The organism is Pseudanabaena minima str. Chao 2107 (genome assembly GCF_051131155.1).
Classification (GTDB): Bacteria; Cyanobacteriota; Cyanobacteriia; order Pseudanabaenales; family Pseudanabaenaceae; genus Pseudanabaena; species Pseudanabaena minima.
This window is the reverse complement of record NZ_CP159508.1, coordinates 4,566,573-4,587,914: the sequence shown is the minus strand read 5'-3', so window position 1 is coordinate 4,587,914 and position 21,342 is coordinate 4,566,573. Positions and strand designations below refer to the sequence as shown.

Here is a 21,342-nt window from a genome sequence, read left to right as displayed (position 1 = left end):
CAAAAGGAGTGCTAAGCACTCCTTTTGTTTATTTAGACATCGCCATAGTTTTAATCTCAGGAAAAACTAGTGGCTCACTCAAGGTTTGGCTCATGTTGCCAATAATTGCCTGTAAATACACACGTAATTGCTGGAACTTGGTGACATTAGGCTGATATGTGCCATCGGTTTCCAGTTCAAATAATCTACCTGCAAATAAATCGCTACTGAGAGTTGGATCTTCCAGAATTACTGAGCTTTCTGGCTCTTGCCAAGGAAATAACCCTTCGGGTAAGTCACCTTGTAAAATGCTCAAAATGCGATCGCGGCAGGTTTTGATATTAATCCCACGCATTTGTAATTGTTGAAGCAGTTGATTGGGATTAACTGATTTAGTCAGGTTGAGTCGGCAGATCTCATGTAAGAGGAAGTAATCAGAATATTGCTGACGTGCGACATCTTGCAAATTAGGATAAAGCGGTGATACGGCTAACCCATTAGCGACTACAGAAGTTGCTAATGGATCGATCTTAGCATTGGGAAGCTTTTGAGCTAGCCAACGTGATAGTAGGGGAATATGCATCGTGCTACCTAGTAGCAAAACTTGGTGTACATCTTCACCAAGAATACCCGCATTACTGAGAATAGTATTGAGTTCACGATTAAGGCGTTGGATAAATGGTTGCAAAATCAAGTTCTCCAATTCCCGCCGCAGCACGACTATAGGCTGCCCCATCAACTCTTCGTTCCAACTATCTATACCCACGTCTCTGCCAAATGTGACTTTGACGCGATCGGCTAGTTCCAACATTTGTTGACCAAGTTGGGAACTCAATAAATATTGCTGAAGGAGAATCCGTTGCTGAGGTGCAGAAGTTCCAATCTCTGGCAAGCTGAGATGATCGAAATTACACAGATGTCGGTTAGGATTGGTGATTAACTGCCAGTGTGGATAGAACAGTTGAGCAACAATATCTTGACTGATGCTGACACCTGCATAATCAAGACTACGAATGTATAGCTTTGAGCGATCTTTTGTCTCACTTAATCCTTTAGTCAAACAGAGATTAGTTGTAACAGCGCCTGCGTCAATTAACAGTGTAATTTCCTGAGAAATTTTTTGATCATGAAGCAATGACAAAACTGGTGCGATCGCCTGATCGACAGCCATTACCTGCTCAGCTTGATTAACTAATCCTGCCTTAAGAATTGCTTCACGAACATTCAGAATATAAGTGTCTGACCAGTCAGCAGGATATCCAAATACAACGCCACTTAACTTCAGTAAAATCAAACCAACATCAGGAAGTTTGGGATGATTTGCCCTAGTTTGAATCTGCTCTAGTAAATTTTTGAGAGCTGCAATTAGCCATCGCAGACTCACTTGACGAGAATCTGACCATTGAATGATTGGCTGCCAAGCACTCACCCCGCGATAGGGTAAGCCTAGTTTAAGAAATTGTTTAAAATGGACAAGAGCTACTTCACCAGTTTCAAGTCCTACATTTTGCGATCGCTTCGTGAGCACCCGAATATCTTTAGCGATCGGATCGTCTAAGCTATTATGATCCTCTGTCCATACTATTTTGCAGGGCATTTCATCAACATCATCAAGATACAGAGCATATACTCGACCAGTATCAGCATTTAGTAAGCTGGCTCTAATAGCAGTACTTCCAAAATCAATCCCTAAGACCCAAGTATCATCGAGGCTATAGACTTCTTTCTCAGGTGGAGCAGGAATCAGCGCCATGCTTCGTGATTCCAATACGAGGGAGTCAATATCGAAAACATTTTCACTGGTGTCGCTAATCGGTGCTACTGATGACAACCCCAGTTGCTCTCGCCGATCATCAAGTAAGGGATTATTAAAATTAAACGAGTTCAAATTCTTGAGTAAATTATCCCACTCATTATCAGTAACATTACTAGGTGCATCACCTTGAGCATCGGCAAACTCATTGAGTAATAATTCTTCTTCCTCAATCTCAGCATTATTTTCTAAATCAATAAAATCTGCGATCGATCCAGATGATCCTTTATCTGAAAACTTTGGTGGCGTAGGTTTTTCGCTAGTATCTGCGAAGCTATTCAATTTGTCATATTCCAAAGAAGCAAAAAACTCGTCAGCAGATAACTCTAAAGATTCAGCCTCAAGCCCATTATCTTTTTTTGTTGTAATTGGCTGTACTAGTTTAGATTCAAGCTTTTCTAAGGCTATGTTCCAATCATCCTCCTCTGTTTGAGTAACATTTGGACTTTCTAATATAGTTGGAATTTCTTCGATCTCTACAAACCCAGTTACATCTGAAGTATCGCGCAAATCTATCGCCTCTTCCTGAGCATAGCCTTGCATAATCGTATCTAATTGTTCTTCGATAGATTCAATTGTGTCTGGGAAAGCAACAGGCTCTCTAATAGTATCTGCACCAAAGTCAATTTTGCTATAGCCTACTTGAGGTGCAACCTGCATGATTGTATCTGTTTCTTCTAATTCAGTTGTAGGATCAAAACCAAATAGAAGTGTGTCAAGCTCACTTTCATCATCTAGATTTAGATTTGGATTGTTACTGATTTCCTGCTTACTAACCTTGGGCGATTTATCAAACAGTTCGTCCAATTCATCACTGGCAGCGAATGGCGTTGTTTGAGAATATTTAGCGGCATTTTCAGCAATTACTTCTGCAAAAATTGCATCCATCTCATCAATATTTGACAAGGTTGCGCTGGATGACGGTTTAGAAGTGCGCGTTAAATCTATCTCTGAAACTTGATCTTCTGGTTTAATATCAAACAGAGAATCCTCGTCGTCAAAAATCTCAGGAATATCATTGACTTCAGTTGAGAAGGGAGATTGCTGCAAGTCAACAGTATCTACGGCAATTTCTGACTGCTCATCATTATCAGTAAAAGAATCAGCAAATCGATCAATAAATAAGGCATTGGAGTCCTCAATAATTTGGGGAACTTCTAATTCATTGTTTTCTGGTTGTGAATTAACATTTTTATCGCCTGATGATTGAGCTGACACCTCAATGATTGTAGGATAAGCTTGAGACTCTTCAGCTTCCCAATTAGTTAAAGCGTAGGGAGTATTGCGAATAAACTGATCGAGCTTAGCCGCTATTTGGTGATCTGAGGCAACACCAGAACCAAGACGTTCTAAATCTGAATTAAGATCATCAACTAGTGAATCTTCCCATTCTGGAAACGCAGAATCGTCAATATTTTTATTAGTAAGTAAAATAAGTGATTCTTCAGAATCATCAGCTTGATCACTATTAGAGTTATTTAAGAACTGTTCGATTTTGGACTCTATACTATCTGGGTTATCTCCGTTTGTGTCCAAATTTATATTAGTTGCTGAGATAGAAGCTATTTGAGAAGTATTAAAAACTTCTAGCTCAGATGTCGAGCTATTATTGATTAATGATTGACTATCTTTCGGTGTAGGTAGTTTAGCCATGTCGAGAGCTTCGTTACCTAACCACGATAAGAGATCTTCATCAGGAGAAACATCAGCAATATTTGTTGTTGGATTAGGGCGATTATTACTTTCCTCTAACCATTGTAAAAGCTCAGGATCATCAATTAGATTGCTGGACTTGCTGACTTCCTCTGACACAGGAAAATTTAATGATAGTAAATCAAGATCATTACCTCCTTCGCCATTCTCTTCCCATTGCTCCTGCGGAGCATCAAATCTCTCGACGATTTGAGTTGCAGCCTCTATATCAAAATCAGGATTTAATTCACGGGCGGCGAGCGCACTTTGAGGGTCGAGAATAATACTTGTGCCAAAACCAGCTAAATCAATTAGTGGATCAGCCTGTACTTCTGTAACTGGTTCTTCAAATAGGGTGTCAGCAGATGCCCCTAGTATACTTTCCAGATCAGAAACCTGTAAGTCTATAGAGTCCTCAGTATTATTTGTGTCATTTGCATCTAAATTACTTTCAGGATGATCCTCTAGATTTGGTGCTAACAGAGCTAAATCTTCACCATCTGTTTCTGCTTCTAAAGGATTTATCTCAACTTCAATAGTTGGGGATTCAAATGGCGATTGCACCTCAGCGATCGCTTCGCCAAACTCATTACCTGCTAACAAGGCATTGATCAAATTTTCATCAGCAGGTTCTGTAAAAGTCTCTAGATAGCGAATTGGAATATCATCTGGTAATTCAGGCAATATAGGGGCTTCTGATGGAGTTACCTCAGCACTTTGTTGTGGAGCTTGGGGAGTCTGTTGACTGATCCGATTAACTAAGGCATTAATTAAGGCCTCACCCTTTTGTTCGAGGGTTTCGATATGACCAAGTTTGGTGGCAATTGATGTCTGATATTCTTGGATTTCCTGCTCTAGAGATCGAAATGTAGTACTAAACATTTCATCTAGATGTAGCAAAAAGCGATCAGTTTGTTCTTGTACTTTATTGACAAATTCTTCTTGTGCTGGCTCTGAATTAGAGATACCTGAACTACTCGTAGAAAGATTGGCTAGGTTGTCTTGGAGTGTCTGAACTACTGTTTGGTTAACACTATCGGCAACTGTTCCTGCCACAGTTTGCTGAACTGTTTGTTGTAACGAGTCAGAGATTTGATCTCGCACATAATTATTTACTGAGCTTAATGATCGATCTAAAGCTTCTTGTTGAGTAGTTTGAAACTCTTGAAATTGCCTCATCCAAGTCGCACGATCAGATTCTAGCTGCGAGATTTCAGCGTTTAACTTTTGTTTTTGTTGATTTAAAGTAATTAATTCTTGACTTATTTGCGATCGCTGCTGAGATTCAACAATTTTATTTAAACTCGCCGAAATTTCTCCTACCATAAGCGCTCTTTCGACAGCGAGAGTTTGGCTGACCACCTGCTGAACTGATTGCTGCACTGAATCTTTGACAACCTGTTGTAATGTTTGTTGAATTGCCTGCTGGAGCGAAGCAATCATGCGATCGTTGACAAATGTAGAGGTGGGTTCAGGTGTGCCATTCGTCATTGTGCTAGTCTCCTTTGTCAAGTAAGATTCAGCGCCAAATAAGTTGCTTACTGGGCTAACTAATAGGGGTGGCAATGTCTCTAGTTTATCTGTTTTAAATTTGTCTGTCTTGACTTCTTGGATTTTTAAGTCATTTTGATTAGACTGTTCGCTACTCTGAGGATTGCTTAGGTCATTATTGGGGTGATTTTGCCCTTGCAAGCGCGTTACTAAAGCTTGATATTGCTGCTCTAAATTACCTAGAAGGGAGTCATCAGTTAAGCCTTCGAGATGCGATCGCAACTGTTTTAGCTGCTCTCTTTGGTGAATAGTATCTGGGGAAGGCTTCCGCGACACTGATCCCACTGGGCGGCTCAGCAATGTATTGATTTGATCGATCAAGCTACTAATCAGAACTTTTGACATAGCGCCCCCTGTAAGACCTCCATAGCAATAGATAAGGGATTATCTTGAGGATAGGTAAGTAGGTAAGCATGAAACTAAATACAAAAAACTAAAAGCTGTAACGGTTGCTATGCCGTTGGCACAGCTTTTGGATCTGTTTTTTTTAGTTAGGCTGAGCTACTTAAATCCTAAGATTACGAAAATTGGTAGGCAAATTGACTCTCAAATGAGCTACACTCTAAAGCCAAATTTGTTAGCAGACAATAGCACACATCTTTCCCAGTTTTTTGCTAATATCTTGGCGATTTTCTATAAATTTTTTTGTGAGTTTCTGGCGAAGATGACTATGAAAAACAAATCGCATGTTTCTCCGACTTTTTCGATGGTTCAGCCATTTCGTCGATTAACTAACTACATACTTGTTTCAGCGATCGCTACTTTATCAACTATAGCGATCGCTGGTAGTGCTGTTGCAGAGCGTCGTGAGGTCGATATTCGGTTACTTGTTAACCAAGATGAGGGGTTTACAGTAATGACCCGTAAAGCCGAAATACTAGCGCGATCTGCGGCTCAGCGTACATTTGATCGGGAAGTACTTGTCTCGGATGTATCGGTCAAAGTTACTGCTCAAAACTTAAATCAAGATCAAGCTGCTATCATCTTGCAACTGATCGTTTCCCGTCGCGACTGGGCAAGTCGTCCTGACCCTAAAATATGGGCAACCTATTTCCCAATGGCAAAATCATTAATTGGTATTAGATAAAAAAATAAGGCTAGCGCAATGCGCTAGCCTTATTTTTTAAGAGGTGTTGCAAAGCAGCACCTCTTTTTTATGAGTTTAGAACGAGAATACAGTTCTCAAAGTACCAACAAAGATGGTGCTTCCAGTTGTATTGTTAGGATTGAAAATAAATTGAACATCAGGAGTGATGCGGATATTGTTGGTAACAGGGAAGTTGTAGAACAATTCCAAGTTGGTTTGAGTTGCGTTGCCAACAAAGCGGTCGATAAAAGGCTGACCAACAGCAACTGCTGCCATTGCGCCTTCCTTAAACAAATCAGGGAAAGCAAAACCAGCCATCCAAGTTTGAGGGCTCAAGTTGCCTGCTGTAGCTGGAGCCCCAACAAATAGTGAGTTTGTGTAGGCACCAGGAACAACACCACGGTTATCAATTGTACCAAAACCATAGCGACCAAAGATGGCGATACCCTTAGCAAACTTCCACTCAACGTTTACACCACCTGCATTAATGTTGGCGTTGTTGACAGCACCATTGGTGTACTGAAGCTTGATTGCAAGAGGCTTTTCACCAGCATCGTTCTTAGGAGCAAATTCTAACTCAGCAGTTGCTTGGTAAGCATCACCAAACAAGCCTGCATTAGTATTAGTAGCAGCAAGAGCAGTAGGGCTGCTTGCATTACCTGCTAGATAAAGACCACGAACAGTGAAAGCACTCTTACCAACGTTCCAATCAAAGGCAGCACCTGCTCCACCCGTTTGACCATTGACCAAAACCATTAGAGGGTTATTGATGAAGAAGGTAGATGCGAAGTCAACGGCTTCATTATTGGCAAAGCTATTGGTATCGATGTGATCGTAGGCGTGCATCACGGGACCAAGAGAGATCCGAGCGTCACCTAGGTTGAAGTCATAGCGCAACTTGCCAAGTACAAAGTTTGAGCCTAAACCTGTATAGTATTGACCGTAGGTTTGGAAGCCAATATTGCTACTAACACCTGCAGTTCCAGTAGTTGATCCAGCACCAAATACTCCAGGAATATTAGTTGTTCCGCCATTACCAACTTCAAGTCTAGTTTTCAATAGGTCGCTACCTGTAAAGCTAGTATTGAGGTCTAAACGAACACGGCTAGATACGAAAACGTTGGTGCTGCTAGGGGTTCCTGGGTTACCACTAGCACCCTGTACGGACATGATTGCTTCGCCAGAGAGCTTGGTGGTGGTGGAGAACTGTTGTGCTTCAAGCTTAGCAACTTTGGCATCAAGAGCATCTACACGACCACGGAGAGTTGCAAGTTCAGCAGCAAATTCTTCTTGGAGCTTTTGCAAAGTTGCGAGGTCTTCTTTGCTAACCTTGTCAGCTAAACCTGCGGAAATAATTTCGTTGATTTTGTCTAAGCAAGCATTCAAACCTGCGGCAAATTCATAGCGGCTGGTTGCTTGTCTGCCACGGAAAGTGCTATCAGGATAGCCAGCGATACAACCGTAACGCTCTACCAAGGATTGTAATGCGGTGAAAGCCCAGTCAGTAGGACGAACATCACTAAGTTGAGATACTGAGGTTACGTTTTGAGCAACTGGATCGCTGCTCATAGCTTGGCTAACTTGAGAAACACTTGTAGTGGTTTCTGCGAGTGCAGGGGTTGCGGCGACTGCACCAATAACACCTAAGAGACTTAGGCTGCTAGCTAGATTCAAAGATACTTTTTTCATTATTCCACTCCTCACGAGAGTAAATTTTAAGTTTGTGTGCTTAACGTATTATGTAGCGAGTCTAGAATTTTTGACCCTTACGCCATTGATTATAGTCTATACAACCTTAGCAGATCTATTGAGATTAGCCTTACCCAAAATAACCGTCTATTATTTCAGATACTGCTAGATTAGCTACATAAAATTCTAATCTAAATGTATCATAGCATACCTAGTTTGAATGTTTTGTCATCCGATCGGGTTATCTTGACGGTACGCTTTTATAAGATGTCGTTAAAAAACAAACTCAGTAAGGGTTTTAAAAACATAAAACGACTACGCTATTCAATGTAAATTGCTATTCTTTGCTTCGTAATCTGTTTTGATCAATGGGCGATCGCTATACTTAGGATTTTAACAAGAGCTTTTTATGTCCTCCCCCAATCAAATCCCAGATTTAAGCAATATTTCTCAACAGCTAGACAGCGAAAACTCACGCGATCGCCTTCTAGCTTTGGTGTCTTTACGAGATTTGTCACCTGACGAAGCAGTGCCATTGATTTTAAAGGTAATTGATGATGAAAACTTACAGATCCGCTCGATGGCAGTATTTGCATTAGGTTTAAAGCATACGGAAGATTGCTTTCCAGTGTTGGCAAGGATTTTAGAAACCGAGAATGACTATGGAATTCGCGCCGATGCCGCAGGAGCTATGGGGTATCTACAAGATAATCGTGCCGTTGAGCCATTACTACGCGCTTTTTATGAGGATACTGAGTGGCTAGTTCGTTTTAGTGCGGCAGTATCTTTGGGAAATTTGGGGGATGTCAGAGCCTATGATGCTCTGATTCAAGCTTTAGAAAGTCCTGAAACGATGCTGCATCAAGCAGCAATCGCTGCTTTAGGTGAAGTAGGCGATTTGCGCTGTGTCGATCAGATTTTGCGATTTGCCCAGTCGGATGATTGGCTAACGAGACAGCGTTTGGCTGAAGCTTTGGGACATCTAGACTGTGATAAAAGTCTGTCGGCTCTGAATTATCTCGTTAAAGATGCCCATCCACAGGTAGCATCGGCGGCTCAATATGCGATTGATCAGTTGGCAACCAATTAGTACAGAATCTGTAAAGCGGATTAATTTACTGCTCTAGATGCTTAGGCAAGGAAATAATAAGCAATGGCGATAATTTTGGCTGGAGATATTGGCGGTACAAAAACTCTTTTGCGGGTTGCAGAAAAAAATGCCGATGGATTTAGAGTTTTATATGAACAACGCTTTGCTGGTGCTGATTACGCCAGTTTTTCAGATGTTTTACGTGCATTTTTAGAAGCAACAAAAATAAATTTGGGTGAATTGCCAATACTATCGGCGGCTTGTTTTGGGATTGCGGGTCCTGTCCATGATCGCCGATCGCAATTAACTAACCTTGGTTGGTCGTTCGATAGCGATCGCCTTGCCGAGGAACTCAAGATTGACCAAGTAAGTTTAATTAATGACTTTGTGGCAGTTGGCTATGGAGTATTAGGATTGCAACCACATGATTTATATACCTTGCAAGATGGTCGTTTGGTTGAGCGATCGCCAATAGGCGTTATTGGTGCAGGAACGGGTTTGGGCGAGGCATATTTGGGATGGAATGGCGATCACTATGAGGTGTATCCCACTGAAGGTGGACATGCTGATTTTGCCCCAAGAAATGCGCTAGAAATTGAATTATTGCAATATCTGTTTAAGCGCCATGATCGAGTATCAGTAGAGCGCGTGGCTTCAGGGACGGGAATTGTAGCGATTTATCAGTTTTTACGCGATCGCCAAGTTTCGCCGCCTGAGTCATCAGAAATTGCCGAAAAAGTCCGCCTATGGGAATCAGGAGATCTCACCTCTGGGGCAGCTTCAGCGATCGCCGATGCTGCATTAGCAAATTGTGGAGTTAATAGTGAGACTAATATGGATCACCTAGCCACACAAACGATGCAAATGTTTGTAGAGGCTTATGCTGCCGAAGTTGGTAATTTAGCTTTGAAGTTAATTCCTAATGGTGGCTTATATATTGCGGGTGGCATTGCTCCCAAAATATTGCCTTTACTCCAAGACGGAATGTTTTTAAAGATTCTCAAAAACAAAGGCAGAGTTAGCTCAGTTTTAGAAGATATCCCAATTCATATCGTGCTTAATCCTGAAGTGGGACTAATTGGAGCTATGCTTCACGCCGCTAGTTTTGTTTGAGACGAGATCGGATCTTATCGCCTACAGGTAATGGAAATATTTGATTAATTCTCTCTGGAGATTTCTGTAAATCAGCGATCGCCAAATAGTTCAATACTGTAAAGTGAGTTTTTTCTACGGCGGAAACTTTAACTGCGCCTTCGTCAAGTAATCCTTTTGGGCTATAGATTTTTACCCAGATGTAATATTTGGGCAAAGCCACACCCGCTTGGGTGGGTATCTCTCGCAACAGTTCATATTCAACTGTTACTGCTTGTTTGTATAGATCCTGAAAGTAGGTTATGAGATCACGTTTAAGAAGCTGGTCAAACTGTTCAGGTACATTGCCTTGAATGTGTGAATTTTGAGTGATCGCTAATGGATACAATGGATGCAATAGCCGTAACGGAGGATATCCTAAGCTTGCAAGCCCAATAAATAAGATCATGCTAACTGTCATTAGTAACTTATCTCCAGAATTAATCTTCAGACATTAATTAGACATTAATTAGGCGACGCTTTACAGCGACCATATTCTAAGGAGCTAGCCTTTGAATTTGCCACGATTGCTCTTCTTGTGGTGTATACAGGAAGCGATCGTGTAGGCGGTTAGTACAACCTTGCCAAAACTCAAAGCTGGTGGGAACAACCCGATATCCTCCCCAAAAATCAGGTAACGGAATCTCTCCATCCAAAAACTTTTGCTTAACCTGTTCAAATTGCATCAGTAGAAGTTGCCGTGAAGAAATTACAGAGCTTTGTTGAGAACTCCATGCTCCTAACTGACTCCCCCTAGGACGAGAGGTGAAATACTGTAATGATTCGGCTGTAGTTACTTTTTCGGCTGTTCCTGTAATGTGTACTTGCCTTTGGAGAGGTAACCAAGTAAATAAAATTGAAACTTTGGGATTTATCTCAATTTGACGAGCTTTCCGACTCTCATAGTTGGTAAAAAATACTAATCCATTATGGTCAAAATATTTGAGCAATACTGTCCTCATAAACGGCTGTCCTTGCTCGGAAACTGTCGATAAGGTCATTGCATTTGGTTCTAACAATTCAGCATTACAAGCTTGCTGAAACCATTTCTCAAATTGCTTAAAGGGATCGTCATGAAGATCTTTGCGCCTAAGTTCCCCTTGTTTGTAATCTTCTCTTAATGCATGAATATCCATTTTTTAACTACTCAATATTGGGATTGTAAAGAACAACATTTTCTTGCTCATTAGGATCGTTGCGGGAGACGATCGCATGGGCTGCTTCGGTATCACTTAGATTATGAGGTTGATGCGGCACACCTGCGGGAATGAAGATAAAATCACCAGTTTCATTAATTACTGATTGTCTCAGCCCTTGACCATAGCGAGTTTCTACCCGACCCTTGACCAAATAAATAGCAGTCTCATAGTCACGATGAAAATGTGGCTCCGCAGCACCACCTGCGGGAATAATCACCAAATTCATCGAAATCCCTTTGGCTCCTGCTGTAGCACCAGAGATCCCCACAAAATAGGGCAGCTTTTGCAATGTGGCAGTTTCGCTATCAGGACGTACTGTGATGATTTGGCTTGAGTAGTCGGGTAATTGCTCAGAATCAAAATTAACCATAGCAATTAGAGATAGTTTTTGTGTTTAGCAGTACTTGCTACAAGTACTAATTACATCATTAATCATATACTCATCAAAATAATACTGCGATCGCACCGATCATTTGTGATTTAAAAGCTTGCTAAATCATCCTTTTGAGTCATCAATTTTCTGCTAGATCGAGCATCTGTTAATATACCAATACTAAATACTTAGTTCACGCATAGGGTTTCTCACCCAAAAGTCATGACCACTCAGCCCAAGAAAGCTACAACCAGACGTAAAACTGCGGCATTAAAAAACGAAGATCCTCCAGTATATTTACTTTCAATGGAAGTAGAAGATCTCCTGTGCTTCAAGGAACGACAAACGTTAAATTTATCGAATAAGGATGGTCATCCTGCACAGTGGACAGTAATTTTAGGAAATAATGGCGTTGGGAAAACTACACTTTTACGTTGCTTAGCTGGTATGGAAATGAGACTAGAAATGTATGAGTATCCAATTGTAGTAGATGGAGTAGAGAAATCTGAAGAAGTAAAAGAATTTCAGCCTATGCTTTGGAATTTTTATGATTTTGAAGAAATCTGGGAGGAGATAGGAATTGCAACGCATACAGGTGAAACAATTCCTGCAATTTCTGTTAGTTTTGCTAGTAATATCACACTTAATTCTTTTAAGACAGGTAAGAATCTAGATATCCAAAAAGATTATGTATCAATTGTAATAGAGTCTGAGCTTGAGAAATCTAGCAATGAATTAAAAGGGGCAATTTTCTACGGATATGGCGCAACAAGAAAAATAGGAAGTACTTCTCTAAGTGATAGCAATACATCCTACCATTCAGCTAGTCTTTTTTCTGATGATGTGTCACTTATTAATGCAGAAGAGTGGTTATTGCAAACTGATTATGCTGTTAAATCATCTACTGGCAAAACCCGAACTCGTCTAAGAAAAGAACTTAAACAGATTATTGAGATTCTAAAACAAATTTTGCCAGACGTAAAAGATATTCGTATCGACCTAGATGAATATCATGAGCGTCCAGTAGCACAATTTTTAACACCATTTGGTTGGGTACGTTTATCTAGTTTAGGCTTAGGATATCGAACCACGATCGCTTGGATGGTTGATCTAGCAGTGAGATTATTTAAACGTTATCCTGATAGCGAAGATCCACTTGCGGAACCAGCGATTGTATTAGTTGATGAAATTGACTTGCATATGCATCCAAAATGGCAAAGAGATATCATGCAATTTCTGACTAATCGCTTCCCAAATACGCAATTTATTGTTACCGCCCATAGTCCTCTAGTGGTGCAAGCTGCACAGGATGCCAATATTGTCTTGTTACGACGAGAAGGCGATCAAGTTAAGATCATTAATAATAATGATCTAGAAATTATTGAAAACTGGCGAGTTGATCAAGTTCTGACCAGTGTTTTTGAAATGCCGTCAGCAAGATCTGCGAAAATTGAACCTTTGCTACAACGCCGCAAAGAACTACTCACCAAACCAAAACTGACTGCAAGCGATCGCGCCGAATTAAAAGAATTAGAAGCAAAAATTGGTACTTTGCCCACTGCCGAGACTTCCGAAGATATCAAAGCTATGGACATCATTCGCCGTGCCGCCAAACTATTAGACGAACCTGTGACGGAGGCAGTTGAGTGATTCGGATTCACAAACCCAAAATAGCACCCAAGAAATTAACTACTGACGGCAAGCAAAAATGTAAATCCCACTGTGATGCATATTCTCTCAATCCATCTGCCTATGAAACCAACAAAGAAAAATTTGATTTTGCCAGTTCTATCTATGCTCATGAAAGCGTCAAAGAACTCCTAATCAAGGCTCAGCATCAGAAATGTTGTTTCTGCGAAAGGATTATTGGTAAAAATGGAGATGTTGAGCATTTTCGTCCTAAAGGTGCATATCAACAGGCTCAAGGCGAACCCTTAAAATACCCAGCGTACTACTGGTTAGCCTATAAATGGGAAAACCTTTATCTCTCCTGTTCATCCTGCAATTCAAGACACAAGAAGAATCTATTCCCTCTACAAGACCCCAGCAAACGTGCAACCAATCACAACCAACGAATTACTAAAGAAAGCCCCTTGTTTATCGATTGTGGCAAAGAGAATCCTGAAGAATTTATTGGCTTTCGGGCTGAGTATGCCTATGCCATTAACGGAAATCCAAGAGGGCAAATTACGATTGATTATTTAGATCTTAATTCTGATGATCTTATTGAATCTAGGCGACAAAGACTAAATATTTTGCGGGAGTTAAACAAAGTATTGCTTTCAGTTACAGAACATCCTCAAGATCAAGAAATCCAAAGACTAGCTAATGAATTAAAAGTAATTCTAAAAGAATATCTTTTAGATAGCGCTGAATTTGTGGCGGCGGCTCGTTGTGCAATTAATGCGAAATTTCAGGAATCAGATTTAATTTAAGCCTCTAATTAGTGGACTGTTTCATCTAAAATAGTGCAATAGATACGGTTATTCTTCTTGCTCAAATACTGGATAAAGATGTTTCAGTTTGACTCTGGCATCGCTTGTCGAAAACCTCCATATTACTTTGGATGCATTCTGATTTCGAGACTTTTGCCAAGCGTCTATCTCCTCTTTGAGTTTGTCCTTGCTAGGAATCCGTCTATCTAAACATTGTTTTGATAAGACACTCAATTCGGTTTCGGCTACATTCAACCAACTACCATTACGCGGCGTATGATAAATTTCTAGTCTTCTTGCTAAACGATGAGCTTCTGGTGCAGGAAATGCTTCATACAGCGAAGCTATATTATGGGTATTCAGATTATCACTGAGTAGCTTTACTTTTCGTGCATTCGGATAGTCCTCATCCAACAATTGACGTATTTCCTCAGCCCAATCTATCCTTGTTCGACTATCTCGGCTACTCACCCGTCTCCATCCTCGATGAGGGTCAACAAACATGAATAGGGCTTGAACACCTTCACGCTCATAGTGGTAGTCTTCTTTTTTATCTTGTCCAGGTTGCATCGCTATTGGTGGATAAACCTCTCCGAGTAGTTGCTTTGATGCTTCATCCATTGCAATCAACGGTTCTTCTTCGCATGGCTCCGTGCTATACAAGTCAAGGACGACTTCCATTTCTGCCACAAATCTTGCTAAATCTCTTTCGGGAATACAAAATCTCTGGGTTTTCCAAGGTCGTAATTCGTTTTTTTTAGAGTACGCCACACCGTTGATGCGGAAATTTCGGTAATAACTTGTCTTTGCTTGAGTTCTGACGTTAATAGTCTGATTGTCCACTCAGCACGTCCTTCTGGTGGGTCTGCACAACACAGAGCAATTATGTGGGCTTCGCTAGAGCCATCGACCTTGGGCGGTGTGGGGGGCGTTTTCCTTAATTGTCTCTCTAGTGCAGGTTTTTCACCTTTTTGCAGAAATCTTTGGCGAATTCGACCTACGGTGTTTCTATGCACCTGCAATGCTTCTGCTATTTCTTCATCAGTCCATGTTCTCTTGCTGTATTTTCCTTCATCACACATCAGTAAAATTCTGGCGTGCAAGATCTTTTTTGCAGGTGCATAGCCATTTCGACTAATTTGTTCTAAGTTTTCTCTATCCTCTACTGTTAAATAGACTTTATCTCGCCTTCCTCTTCCCATGATTAGGGCTCTCCAAACCAATATCTATTGCACTATTTTAGATGAAACAGTCCAGTAGGATGCTTTAGTGCAAAGTAACGCATCAATTGTATAAAAATGATAGGTTACGCGATCGCTAAGCCATCCTACTGGACTGTTTCATCTAAAATAGTGCAATAGATATTGGTTTGGAGAGCCCTAATCATGGGAAGAGGAAGGCGAGATAAAGTCTATTTAACAGTAGAGGATAGAGAAAACTTAGAACAAATTAGTCGAAATGGCTATGCACCTGCAAAAAAGATCTTGCACGCCAGAATTTTACTGATGTGTGATGAAGGAAAATACAGCAAGAGAACATGGACTGATGAAGAAATAGCAGAAGCATTGCAGGTGCATAGAAACACCGTAGGTCGAATTCGCCAAAGATTTCTGCAAAAAGGTGAAAAACCTGCACTAGAGAGACAATTAAGGAAAACGCCCCCCACACCGCCCAAGGTCGATGGCTCTAGCGAAGCCCACATAATTGCTCTGTGTTGTGCAGACCCACCAGAAGGACGTGCTGAGTGGACAATCAGACTATTAACGTCAGAACTCAAGCAAAGACAAGTTATTACCGAAATTTCCGCATCAACGGTGTGGCGTACTCTAAAAAAAACGAATTACGACCTTGGAAAACCCAGAGATTTTGTATTCCCGAAAGAGATTTAGCAAGATTTGTGGCAGAAATGGAAGTCGTCCTTGACTTGTATAGCACGGAGCCATGCGAAGAAGAACCGTTGATTGCAATGGATGAAGCATCAAAGCAACTACTCGGAGAGGTTTATCCACCAATAGCGATGCAACCTGGACAAGATAAAAAAGAAGACTACCACTATGAGCGTGAAGGTGTTCAAGCCCTATTCATGTTTGTTGACCCTCATCGAGGATGGAGACGGGTGAGTAGCCGAGATAGTCGAACAAGGATAGATTGGGCTGAGGAAATACGTCAATTGTTGGATGAGGACTATCCGAATGCACGAAAAGTAAAGCTACTCAGTGATAATCTGAATACCCATAATATAGCTTCGCTGTATGAAGCATTTCCTGCACCAGAAGCTCATCGTTTAGCAAGAAGACTAGAAATTTATCATACGCCGCGTAATGGTAGTTGGTTGAATGTAGCCGAAACCGAATTGAGTGTCTTATCAAAACAATGTTTAGATAGACGGATTCCTAGCAAGGACAAACTCAAAGAGGAGATAGACGCTTGGCAAAAGTCTCGAAATCAGAATGCATCCAAAGTAATATGGAGGTTTTCGACAAGCGATGCCAGAGTCAAACTGAAACATCTTTATCCAGTATTTGAGCAAGAAGAATAACCGTATCTATTGCACTATTTTAGATGAAACAGTCCACTACATTTAATTCCAACAACCTACCTTAATGCAATAAAAAAGCTAAGATGTTAGACTCTAAGTAAATTTTTTGTAGCTCTTGTAATAAATTTAAGGTCACGACATCAAGTTATGGATGCAGTTGCAGTAAAGCCCAGCGAAAGCAAACCTAGTGATATTAAACCTAGCGATATCCTGCGGCAAGCCGATACCGAAAAATTAGCGCGGATTCGCCACACATGCTCCCATGTGATGGCGATGGCAGTCCAAAAGTTATACCCCGATGCTAAGGTGACTATCGGTCCTGCAACTGAAAATGGCTTTTATTACGACTTCGATCGCAAAGAGCATTTTACGCCTAGTGATTTAAAAGCGATCGCCAAGGAAATGAAGCGGATCATCAAGTGGAATCAGCCCCTTGTGCGTCAAGAATTGCCTCGTCCTGAGATGCTTGCGGAAATCGAAAAGCTAAATGAACCTTACAAAATTGAGCTACTCGCCGCCATACCCGAAGGACAAAATATTAGCCGCTATTTCATCGGTGATCCTGAAAAGCTAGAAAAACAGCCTTGGTGGGATTTGTGTGCTGGTCCTCACCTCAATAGTACTGGCGAAATTCATCCCGATGCCTTTGCCCTAGAGAGTATTGCAGGAGCCTACTGGCGCGGCGACGAAAAAAATCCGATGCTTCAGCGCATCTACGGTACGGCATGGGAAACCCCTGAGCAACTTCAGGCATATCACGCCATGCTCGAAGAAGCCAAACGACGCGATCATCGCACCATTGGTAAAGATTTACAGCTATTCAGCATTCAAGAAGATGCTGGTGGTGGTTTGGTATTCTGGCATCCCAAAGGTGCGATCATCCGCAATGCGATCGAAACCTTCTGGAAAGAAACTCATGTTCAGAATGGCTATGAGTCGGTCACCACGCCTCACATGGCAAACTTGGATCTGTGGAAAATCTCAGGACATAACGACTTCTATCGCGAAAGTATGTTTCAGCCGATGGAAGTAGAGCATCAAGTTTATCAGCTTAAGCCGATGAACTGTCCTTTCCATGTGTTGATTTATAAAGATACACTCCATTCCTACAAAGAGTTCCCCATCCGCTATGCGGAGCTTGGCACGGTCTATCGTTACGAACGTTCTGGAACCATGCATGGTTTAATGCGGGTGCGTGGCTTTACCCAAGATGATGCTCATATTTTCTGCACTGAAGAACAAATTGAATCAGAAATCCTCGGCGTTCTCAATCTAGCCGAATTGATTCTCTCCACCTTTGGTTTTGAGAACTATGAAATCAATCTCTCCACCCGTCCAGAAAAATATGTTGGCTCCGATGCGATTTGGGAGAAATCTACGGAAGCTCTCAAACAAGCGCTCAATCATAAGGGCTGGAACTATGTGGTCGATGAAGGAGGAGGTGCTTTTTATGGACCAAAAATTGATATCAAGATCGAAGATGCGATCGGTCGTCGTTGGCAATGTTCGACGATTCAGCTAGATTTCAATTTGCCCGATCGCTTCCAAATGGAATATGTTGGCGAAGATGGCGCAAGGCATCAGCCAATCATGATTCACCGAGCCTTATTTGGTTCAGTCGAGCGCTTTATCGGTGTCTTAATTGAAAACTATGCGGGTGATTTCCCTCTCTGGCTTGCACCTGTGCAGGCTCGTTTGATTGCTGTTTCTGACAGTCAGATGGAATATGCCGAAGCAGTAGTCACCAAGATGAAAGCGGCAGGTTTGCGCGTCCAGCTAGACCATAGTGGCGATCGCATGGCTAAGCAAATTCGCAAGGCAGAAATGGACAAAATCCCTGTGATGGCAGTCATTGGCGCGAAGGAAGTCGAAGCAGGAACCTTGAGTATTCGTAGCCGCAAACATGGTGAACTTGGCGCGATCGCCGTTGATGAAGTGATTAGCAAAATGCAAGCAGCCATTAGCGATCGCACTTGGTTGTAGCTCGTTGCCACAAAAAAAGCGGCGCGAAGCGCCGCTTTTTTTGTGGCTGTAAATTATAAAAACCAGCCATAGCTGTGCAAACCTTTACCAAGTAGATTTACACCTAGATAGCAAGTCCAGACCACCAACAGACCGACACTAGCCAAAATTGCAGGCTTGCGCCCCTGCCATCCTTTAGTAATACGTGTGTGCAAATACGCCGCAAAGACTAACCATGTAATTAAAGACCATGTTTCCTTGGGGTCCCAACTCCAATAAGAACCCCATGCTTCATTAGCCCATACTCCGCCCGCAATAATACCAATCGTCAGGAGGGGAAAACCTAGTCCGATCGCTCGATAACTAAGATTGTCCAAGGTTTCACCAATTGTAAGGCGACGCAATGATAGGGGCTTAGTATTAGGAGCGATCGCCTCAGTGGTAATTGTGCCAGTATTGGCAGTTTGGAGACTACCTGAATTTAAAATACTGCCCATGCTCTCAACCGCAAATGCTGCAAATGTTTCAGGGTTAGGATCATTGGGATGATTGGTATCCGTAACACTGCGAAGATTAGTCCCAAATGAACTACCCTGAAGCACTACCTCTTGACCACGAGTGACGATCAAAAAGGCGATCGCTAAAATGCTACCTGTCATCAATGCGGCATAACTTAACAACATGACACTAACGTGCATCATCAACCAGTTGGACTTGAGTGCAGGTACAAGGGGTTCCGATACCTGCATCCCTGTCGGCAGTGCAAGTGCTGCAAAAGCGGTGATTCCCATCGCCATCGGTGAAGTGAAGGCTCCAACTAAACGCTTAGCATTGTCATTGGCGCTTTTGTTGCCAATCCGATTAACGACAATATGCATGGTAGTAATGCCCCATGCTAAGAAAAATAGCGATTCATACAGATTGCTCAATGGGAAATAGCCTGCATCAATCCAACGCGCTCCCAATAACGTAGCAATACAGAGATTGGCGATCGCCATGCCTGCATTACCAAGCGATCGTAAATAGGGCAAGTTAGGAAATGCGACATGCACCCAGAAAACGAGCATGGTCGCAAAGAGGACGGCAAATGATGAGTTGTCCAGTAAGTTCTGAAGCGCGACGAGTTGCATTCAGGCAATTCTCCAGCAATTGTTAGAAGATTTTATGTTTTGATTTTTAAAAGTGCATATGCTATGCGCTTTCATTGTATAGCAATCCCTAAAAGATGAGATGCGGTGCTTCGCGCCGCATCTCATCTTTTAGGTTTTGTGTCTTAACAAGAATAGTGACAGTTATAATTTTGCTCATGACCTTAAATTACCGATCGCTTCCCTCACAATTACCTAATCCCAATGCCCTTGGTGTAATCGTCGCACTACATGGATGGGGTGCAAACTGTGATGATCTGATCTCGCTTGCACCTATGGTTGGACTCCGCAATTATCAATGGATTTGCCCTGAGGCTCCCTTTAACCATCCGATGCCCAATGGCAAAATGTGGTACGACCTCCAAAGTCTTGATACTGAGGGTTTAGCCAAAAGCTGTGAACTGCTCAGCCAGTTTCTCGAAGATCTACCAGCAATGACAGGCATCCCTCTAGAGAAAACATTTTTACTAGGTTTTTCTCAGGGTGGGGCAATGACCTTGGATGTGGGTTTAGTATTTCCCTTAGCAGGATTGATTGCTCTGAGTGGCTATTTACACATAACAGAAGAAGAATTACAAGAACTTACAGATGTATCATTCCCGCCTATTTTGATCGCTCATGGTACGCAAGATACAGTTGTTCCTATCAGCGTGGCTCGTAATACAAGAGAAGTCTTTGAGCGGCTGGGTGTGACCGTGGAGTATGAAGAATACGAGATGTCCCACGAAATTCGTCCTGAAACCTGCGATCGCATTCAGCAATTTATCTTAGATTGCCAAGTCAAATAAAAACAAAAAAGGATATGACATGTCCTTTTTTGTTTTTATTTGTTTTTATTTGTTTTAACGGCTAGTCAATTTTTGATATGACAGTGTATTGTTAAGATCGAAATTAAGAACTGTATAAAGGAGATATTATATGAATCTTTCAGATTTTCAACTTTTCTCAGCTTTGGGAGTTGCACTAGTTCCCGCAGTATTGGCAGTTATATTGGGTTCTGCCCTTTCTAACTCTTAGTCCGATTTCTAGTCCTCATAATATCTATTTTTACAGCCTAGAGGTTGCGAATGGTTGCCAAACGAGACTTATCTCCACATTTTTCAGCACCTAAACAAGCCCCGCGATCGCAGGGTCAATATGGGCGAAATGATGTTGTGAGTATGCATTCGCGCAGTAATCATTCTGCCTCTAGCAATCTTGCATCTTTCAATGGTGCTAGTAACTACAGTGAAGCAGTTGCTCAGAATGTCCAACGCAAAAGAGAGAAGTATTGCCGAACTAAAGCAGTTGAGTCAATTATTGTAATTGCGGTGAATGTTGCTTTGTCTCTTGCGGCGATCGCTGCGATCACTAAATTGCTGCCCTATCAGTCTTCACAAAAAGATCGCCTTGATGAGATTACAACCGAGGTAAACTCTGCCGAGCAACGGGTAAATGGACTACGGGAAAAATTACCCCAAACTCTAAATTCTGGAAAGTCTCAAGAAATGCTACTGAGAAAACAGGGCTGGATCAAAAATAATCAAGTGACGATTAAGCTCCTCGATCCGTCTGAAGTAGCTTCCCCTAGCACTGATGGCATAATGCCTACCACTACTACTGCTCAAAAGTATAACAATCGCCAAAATCCATAAATAAAAAGCGGCGCGAAGCG

17 protein-coding genes are annotated in these 21,342 nt (G+C 41.8%); 10 read left to right on the top strand and 7 right to left on the bottom strand.

Translation table 11 applies throughout. The features are described from left to right. Window positions 1–28: 28 nt before the first annotated feature. Window positions 29–5,380, bottom strand: coding sequence for a hypothetical protein (locus ABM313_RS20750; protein WP_434685046.1), 5,352 nt, complete (start codon window positions 5,378–5,380; stop codon window positions 29–31). 325 nt (window positions 5,381–5,705) lie between these two features. On the opposite strand from ABM313_RS20750, the gene ABM313_RS20745 reads away from it, so the two are divergent. Further along, entirely contained in the window at window positions 5,706–6,122 is a 417-nt protein-coding gene (locus tag ABM313_RS20745; RefSeq protein ID WP_434685045.1) for a hypothetical protein, read from the top strand. A gap of 75 nt (window positions 6,123–6,197) precedes the next feature. On the opposite strand, the gene ABM313_RS20740 is transcribed toward ABM313_RS20745, so the two are convergent. After that, on the bottom strand, window positions 6,198–7,811 hold the full coding sequence (locus ABM313_RS20740; protein ID WP_434685044.1) for an iron uptake porin: 1,614 nt from the start codon (window positions 7,809–7,811) through the stop codon (window positions 6,198–6,200). Window positions 7,812–8,220: 409 nt separating this feature from the next. On the opposite strand from ABM313_RS20740, the gene ABM313_RS20735 reads away from it, so the two are divergent. Beyond that, window positions 8,221–8,901, top strand: a complete 681-nt coding sequence (locus tag ABM313_RS20735; RefSeq protein WP_434685043.1) for a HEAT repeat domain-containing protein — start codon at window positions 8,221–8,223, stop codon at window positions 8,899–8,901. Window positions 8,902–8,964: 63 nt separating this feature from the next. Further along, entirely contained in the window at window positions 8,965–10,014 is a 1,050-nt protein-coding gene (locus ABM313_RS20730) for a glucokinase (protein WP_434685042.1), read from the top strand. Here the strand turns inward: ABM313_RS20730 and ABM313_RS20725 are convergent. From ABM313_RS20725 to ABM313_RS20715, 3 genes are all read right to left on the bottom strand, one after another. Further along, window positions 10,001–10,453 carry a hypothetical protein gene (locus tag ABM313_RS20725; RefSeq protein ID WP_434685041.1) on the bottom strand — a complete coding sequence of 151 codons (453 nt, stop codon included), beginning with the start codon at window positions 10,451–10,453 and terminating at the stop codon, window positions 10,001–10,003. The two genes, ABM313_RS20730 and ABM313_RS20725, sit on opposite strands and share 14 nt — an antisense overlap. A gap of 76 nt (window positions 10,454–10,529) precedes the next feature. After that, window positions 10,530–11,168 (bottom strand): pyridoxamine 5'-phosphate oxidase, encoded by a 639-nt coding sequence (gene pdxH, locus ABM313_RS20720; protein ID WP_434685040.1) that lies wholly within the window; start codon window positions 11,166–11,168, stop codon window positions 10,530–10,532. A gap of 7 nt (window positions 11,169–11,175) precedes the next feature. Then, window positions 11,176–11,601, bottom strand: coding sequence for a cupin domain-containing protein (locus tag ABM313_RS20715; protein ID WP_434685039.1), 426 nt, complete (start codon window positions 11,599–11,601; stop codon window positions 11,176–11,178). Window positions 11,602–11,826: 225 nt separating this feature from the next. Here ABM313_RS20715 and ABM313_RS20710 point away from each other — a divergent pair, with 225 nt between their 5' ends. Together ABM313_RS20710 and ABM313_RS20705 are read left to right on the top strand one after the other, a co-directional pair. Continuing rightward, window positions 11,827–13,254 (top strand): AAA family ATPase, encoded by a 1,428-nt coding sequence (locus ABM313_RS20710; RefSeq protein ID WP_434685038.1) that lies wholly within the window; start codon window positions 11,827–11,829, stop codon window positions 13,252–13,254. After that, window positions 13,251–14,039 carry a hypothetical protein gene (locus ABM313_RS20705; protein ID WP_434685037.1) on the top strand — a complete coding sequence of 263 codons (789 nt, stop codon included), beginning with the start codon at window positions 13,251–13,253 and terminating at the stop codon, window positions 14,037–14,039. The genes ABM313_RS20710 and ABM313_RS20705 overlap by 4 nt, the downstream gene beginning before the upstream one ends. 48 nt (window positions 14,040–14,087) lie before the next feature. Here the strand turns inward: ABM313_RS20705 and ABM313_RS20700 are convergent. Beyond that, window positions 14,088–15,241 (bottom strand): IS630 family transposase gene (locus ABM313_RS20700; RefSeq protein WP_434683792.1). Its coding sequence is split into 2 segments (ribosomal slippage): window positions 14,088–14,800 and window positions 14,800–15,241, totalling 1,155 coding nucleotides; the frame shifts between segments, so codons are not numbered across the junction. A gap of 183 nt (window positions 15,242–15,424) precedes the next feature. On the opposite strand from ABM313_RS20700, the gene ABM313_RS20695 reads away from it, so the two are divergent. Together ABM313_RS20695 and thrS are read left to right on the top strand one after the other, a co-directional pair. Then, window positions 15,425–16,578, top strand: a protein-coding gene (locus ABM313_RS20695; RefSeq protein WP_434683792.1) for an IS630 family transposase whose coding sequence is annotated in 2 segments (ribosomal slippage) — window positions 15,425–15,866 and window positions 15,866–16,578 — 1,155 coding nt in all. Because the reading frame shifts where the segments join, the coding sequence is not laid out codon by codon here. 147 nt (window positions 16,579–16,725) lie between these two features. Next, window positions 16,726–18,561, top strand: coding sequence for a threonine--tRNA ligase (gene thrS, locus ABM313_RS20690; protein ID WP_434685036.1), 1,836 nt, complete (start codon window positions 16,726–16,728; stop codon window positions 18,559–18,561). A 53-nt stretch (window positions 18,562–18,614) separates the two neighbouring features. Here the strand turns inward: thrS and ccsB are convergent, their stop codons facing one another. Then, window positions 18,615–19,670 carry a c-type cytochrome biogenesis protein CcsB gene (ccsB, locus tag ABM313_RS20685; protein WP_434685035.1) on the bottom strand — a complete coding sequence of 352 codons (1,056 nt, stop codon included), beginning with the start codon at window positions 19,668–19,670 and terminating at the stop codon, window positions 18,615–18,617. A 176-nt stretch (window positions 19,671–19,846) separates the two neighbouring features. Here ccsB and ABM313_RS20680 point away from each other — a divergent pair, with 176 nt between their 5' ends. The 3 genes from ABM313_RS20680 (at window position 19,847) to ABM313_RS20670 (ending at window position 21,322) form a co-directional block, all read left to right on the top strand. Continuing rightward, complete coding sequence (locus ABM313_RS20680) at window positions 19,847–20,476, top strand: alpha/beta hydrolase (protein WP_434685034.1); 630 nt, start codon at window positions 19,847–19,849, stop codon at window positions 20,474–20,476. Window positions 20,477–20,606: 130 nt separating this feature from the next. Continuing rightward, complete coding sequence (locus ABM313_RS20675) at window positions 20,607–20,705, top strand: photosystem I reaction center subunit XII (protein ID WP_434685033.1); 99 nt, start codon at window positions 20,607–20,609, stop codon at window positions 20,703–20,705. 50 nt (window positions 20,706–20,755) lie between these two features. Beyond that, window positions 20,756–21,322, top strand: coding sequence for a hypothetical protein (locus ABM313_RS20670; protein ID WP_434685032.1), 567 nt, complete (start codon window positions 20,756–20,758; stop codon window positions 21,320–21,322). The last annotated feature ends 20 nt before the right edge of the window (window positions 21,323–21,342 follow it).

Bases quoted from the DNA above. Each gene is read 5' to 3' on its own strand.
- ABM313_RS20675 (WP_434685033.1), top strand. From the start codon at position 20,607: ATGAATCTTTCAGATTTTCAACTTTTCTCAGCTTTGGGAGTTGCACTA.
- ABM313_RS20725 (WP_434685041.1), bottom strand. From the start codon at position 10,453: ATGACAGTTAGCATGATCTTATTTATTGGGCTTGCAAGCTTAGGATAT.
- ABM313_RS20680 (WP_434685034.1), top strand. From the start codon at position 19,847: ATGACCTTAAATTACCGATCGCTTCCCTCACAATTACCTAATCCCAAT.
- ABM313_RS20750 (WP_434685046.1), bottom strand. From the start codon at position 5,380: ATGTCAAAAGTTCTGATTAGTAGCTTGATCGATCAAATCAATACATTG.
- ABM313_RS20745 (WP_434685045.1), top strand. From the start codon at position 5,706: ATGAAAAACAAATCGCATGTTTCTCCGACTTTTTCGATGGTTCAGCCA.
- thrS (WP_434685036.1), top strand. From the start codon at position 16,726: ATGGATGCAGTTGCAGTAAAGCCCAGCGAAAGCAAACCTAGTGATATT.
- ABM313_RS20735 (WP_434685043.1), top strand. From the start codon at position 8,221: ATGTCCTCCCCCAATCAAATCCCAGATTTAAGCAATATTTCTCAACAG.
- ABM313_RS20710 (WP_434685038.1), top strand. From the start codon at position 11,827: ATGACCACTCAGCCCAAGAAAGCTACAACCAGACGTAAAACTGCGGCA.
- ABM313_RS20740 (WP_434685044.1), bottom strand. From the start codon at position 7,811: ATGAAAAAAGTATCTTTGAATCTAGCTAGCAGCCTAAGTCTCTTAGGT.
- ABM313_RS20670 (WP_434685032.1), top strand. From the start codon at position 20,756: ATGGTTGCCAAACGAGACTTATCTCCACATTTTTCAGCACCTAAACAA.
- pdxH (WP_434685040.1), bottom strand. From the start codon at position 11,168: ATGGATATTCATGCATTAAGAGAAGATTACAAACAAGGGGAACTTAGG.
- ccsB (WP_434685035.1), bottom strand. From the start codon at position 19,670: ATGCAACTCGTCGCGCTTCAGAACTTACTGGACAACTCATCATTTGCC.
- ABM313_RS20730 (WP_434685042.1), top strand. From the start codon at position 8,965: ATGGCGATAATTTTGGCTGGAGATATTGGCGGTACAAAAACTCTTTTG.
- ABM313_RS20715 (WP_434685039.1), bottom strand. From the start codon at position 11,601: ATGGTTAATTTTGATTCTGAGCAATTACCCGACTACTCAAGCCAAATC.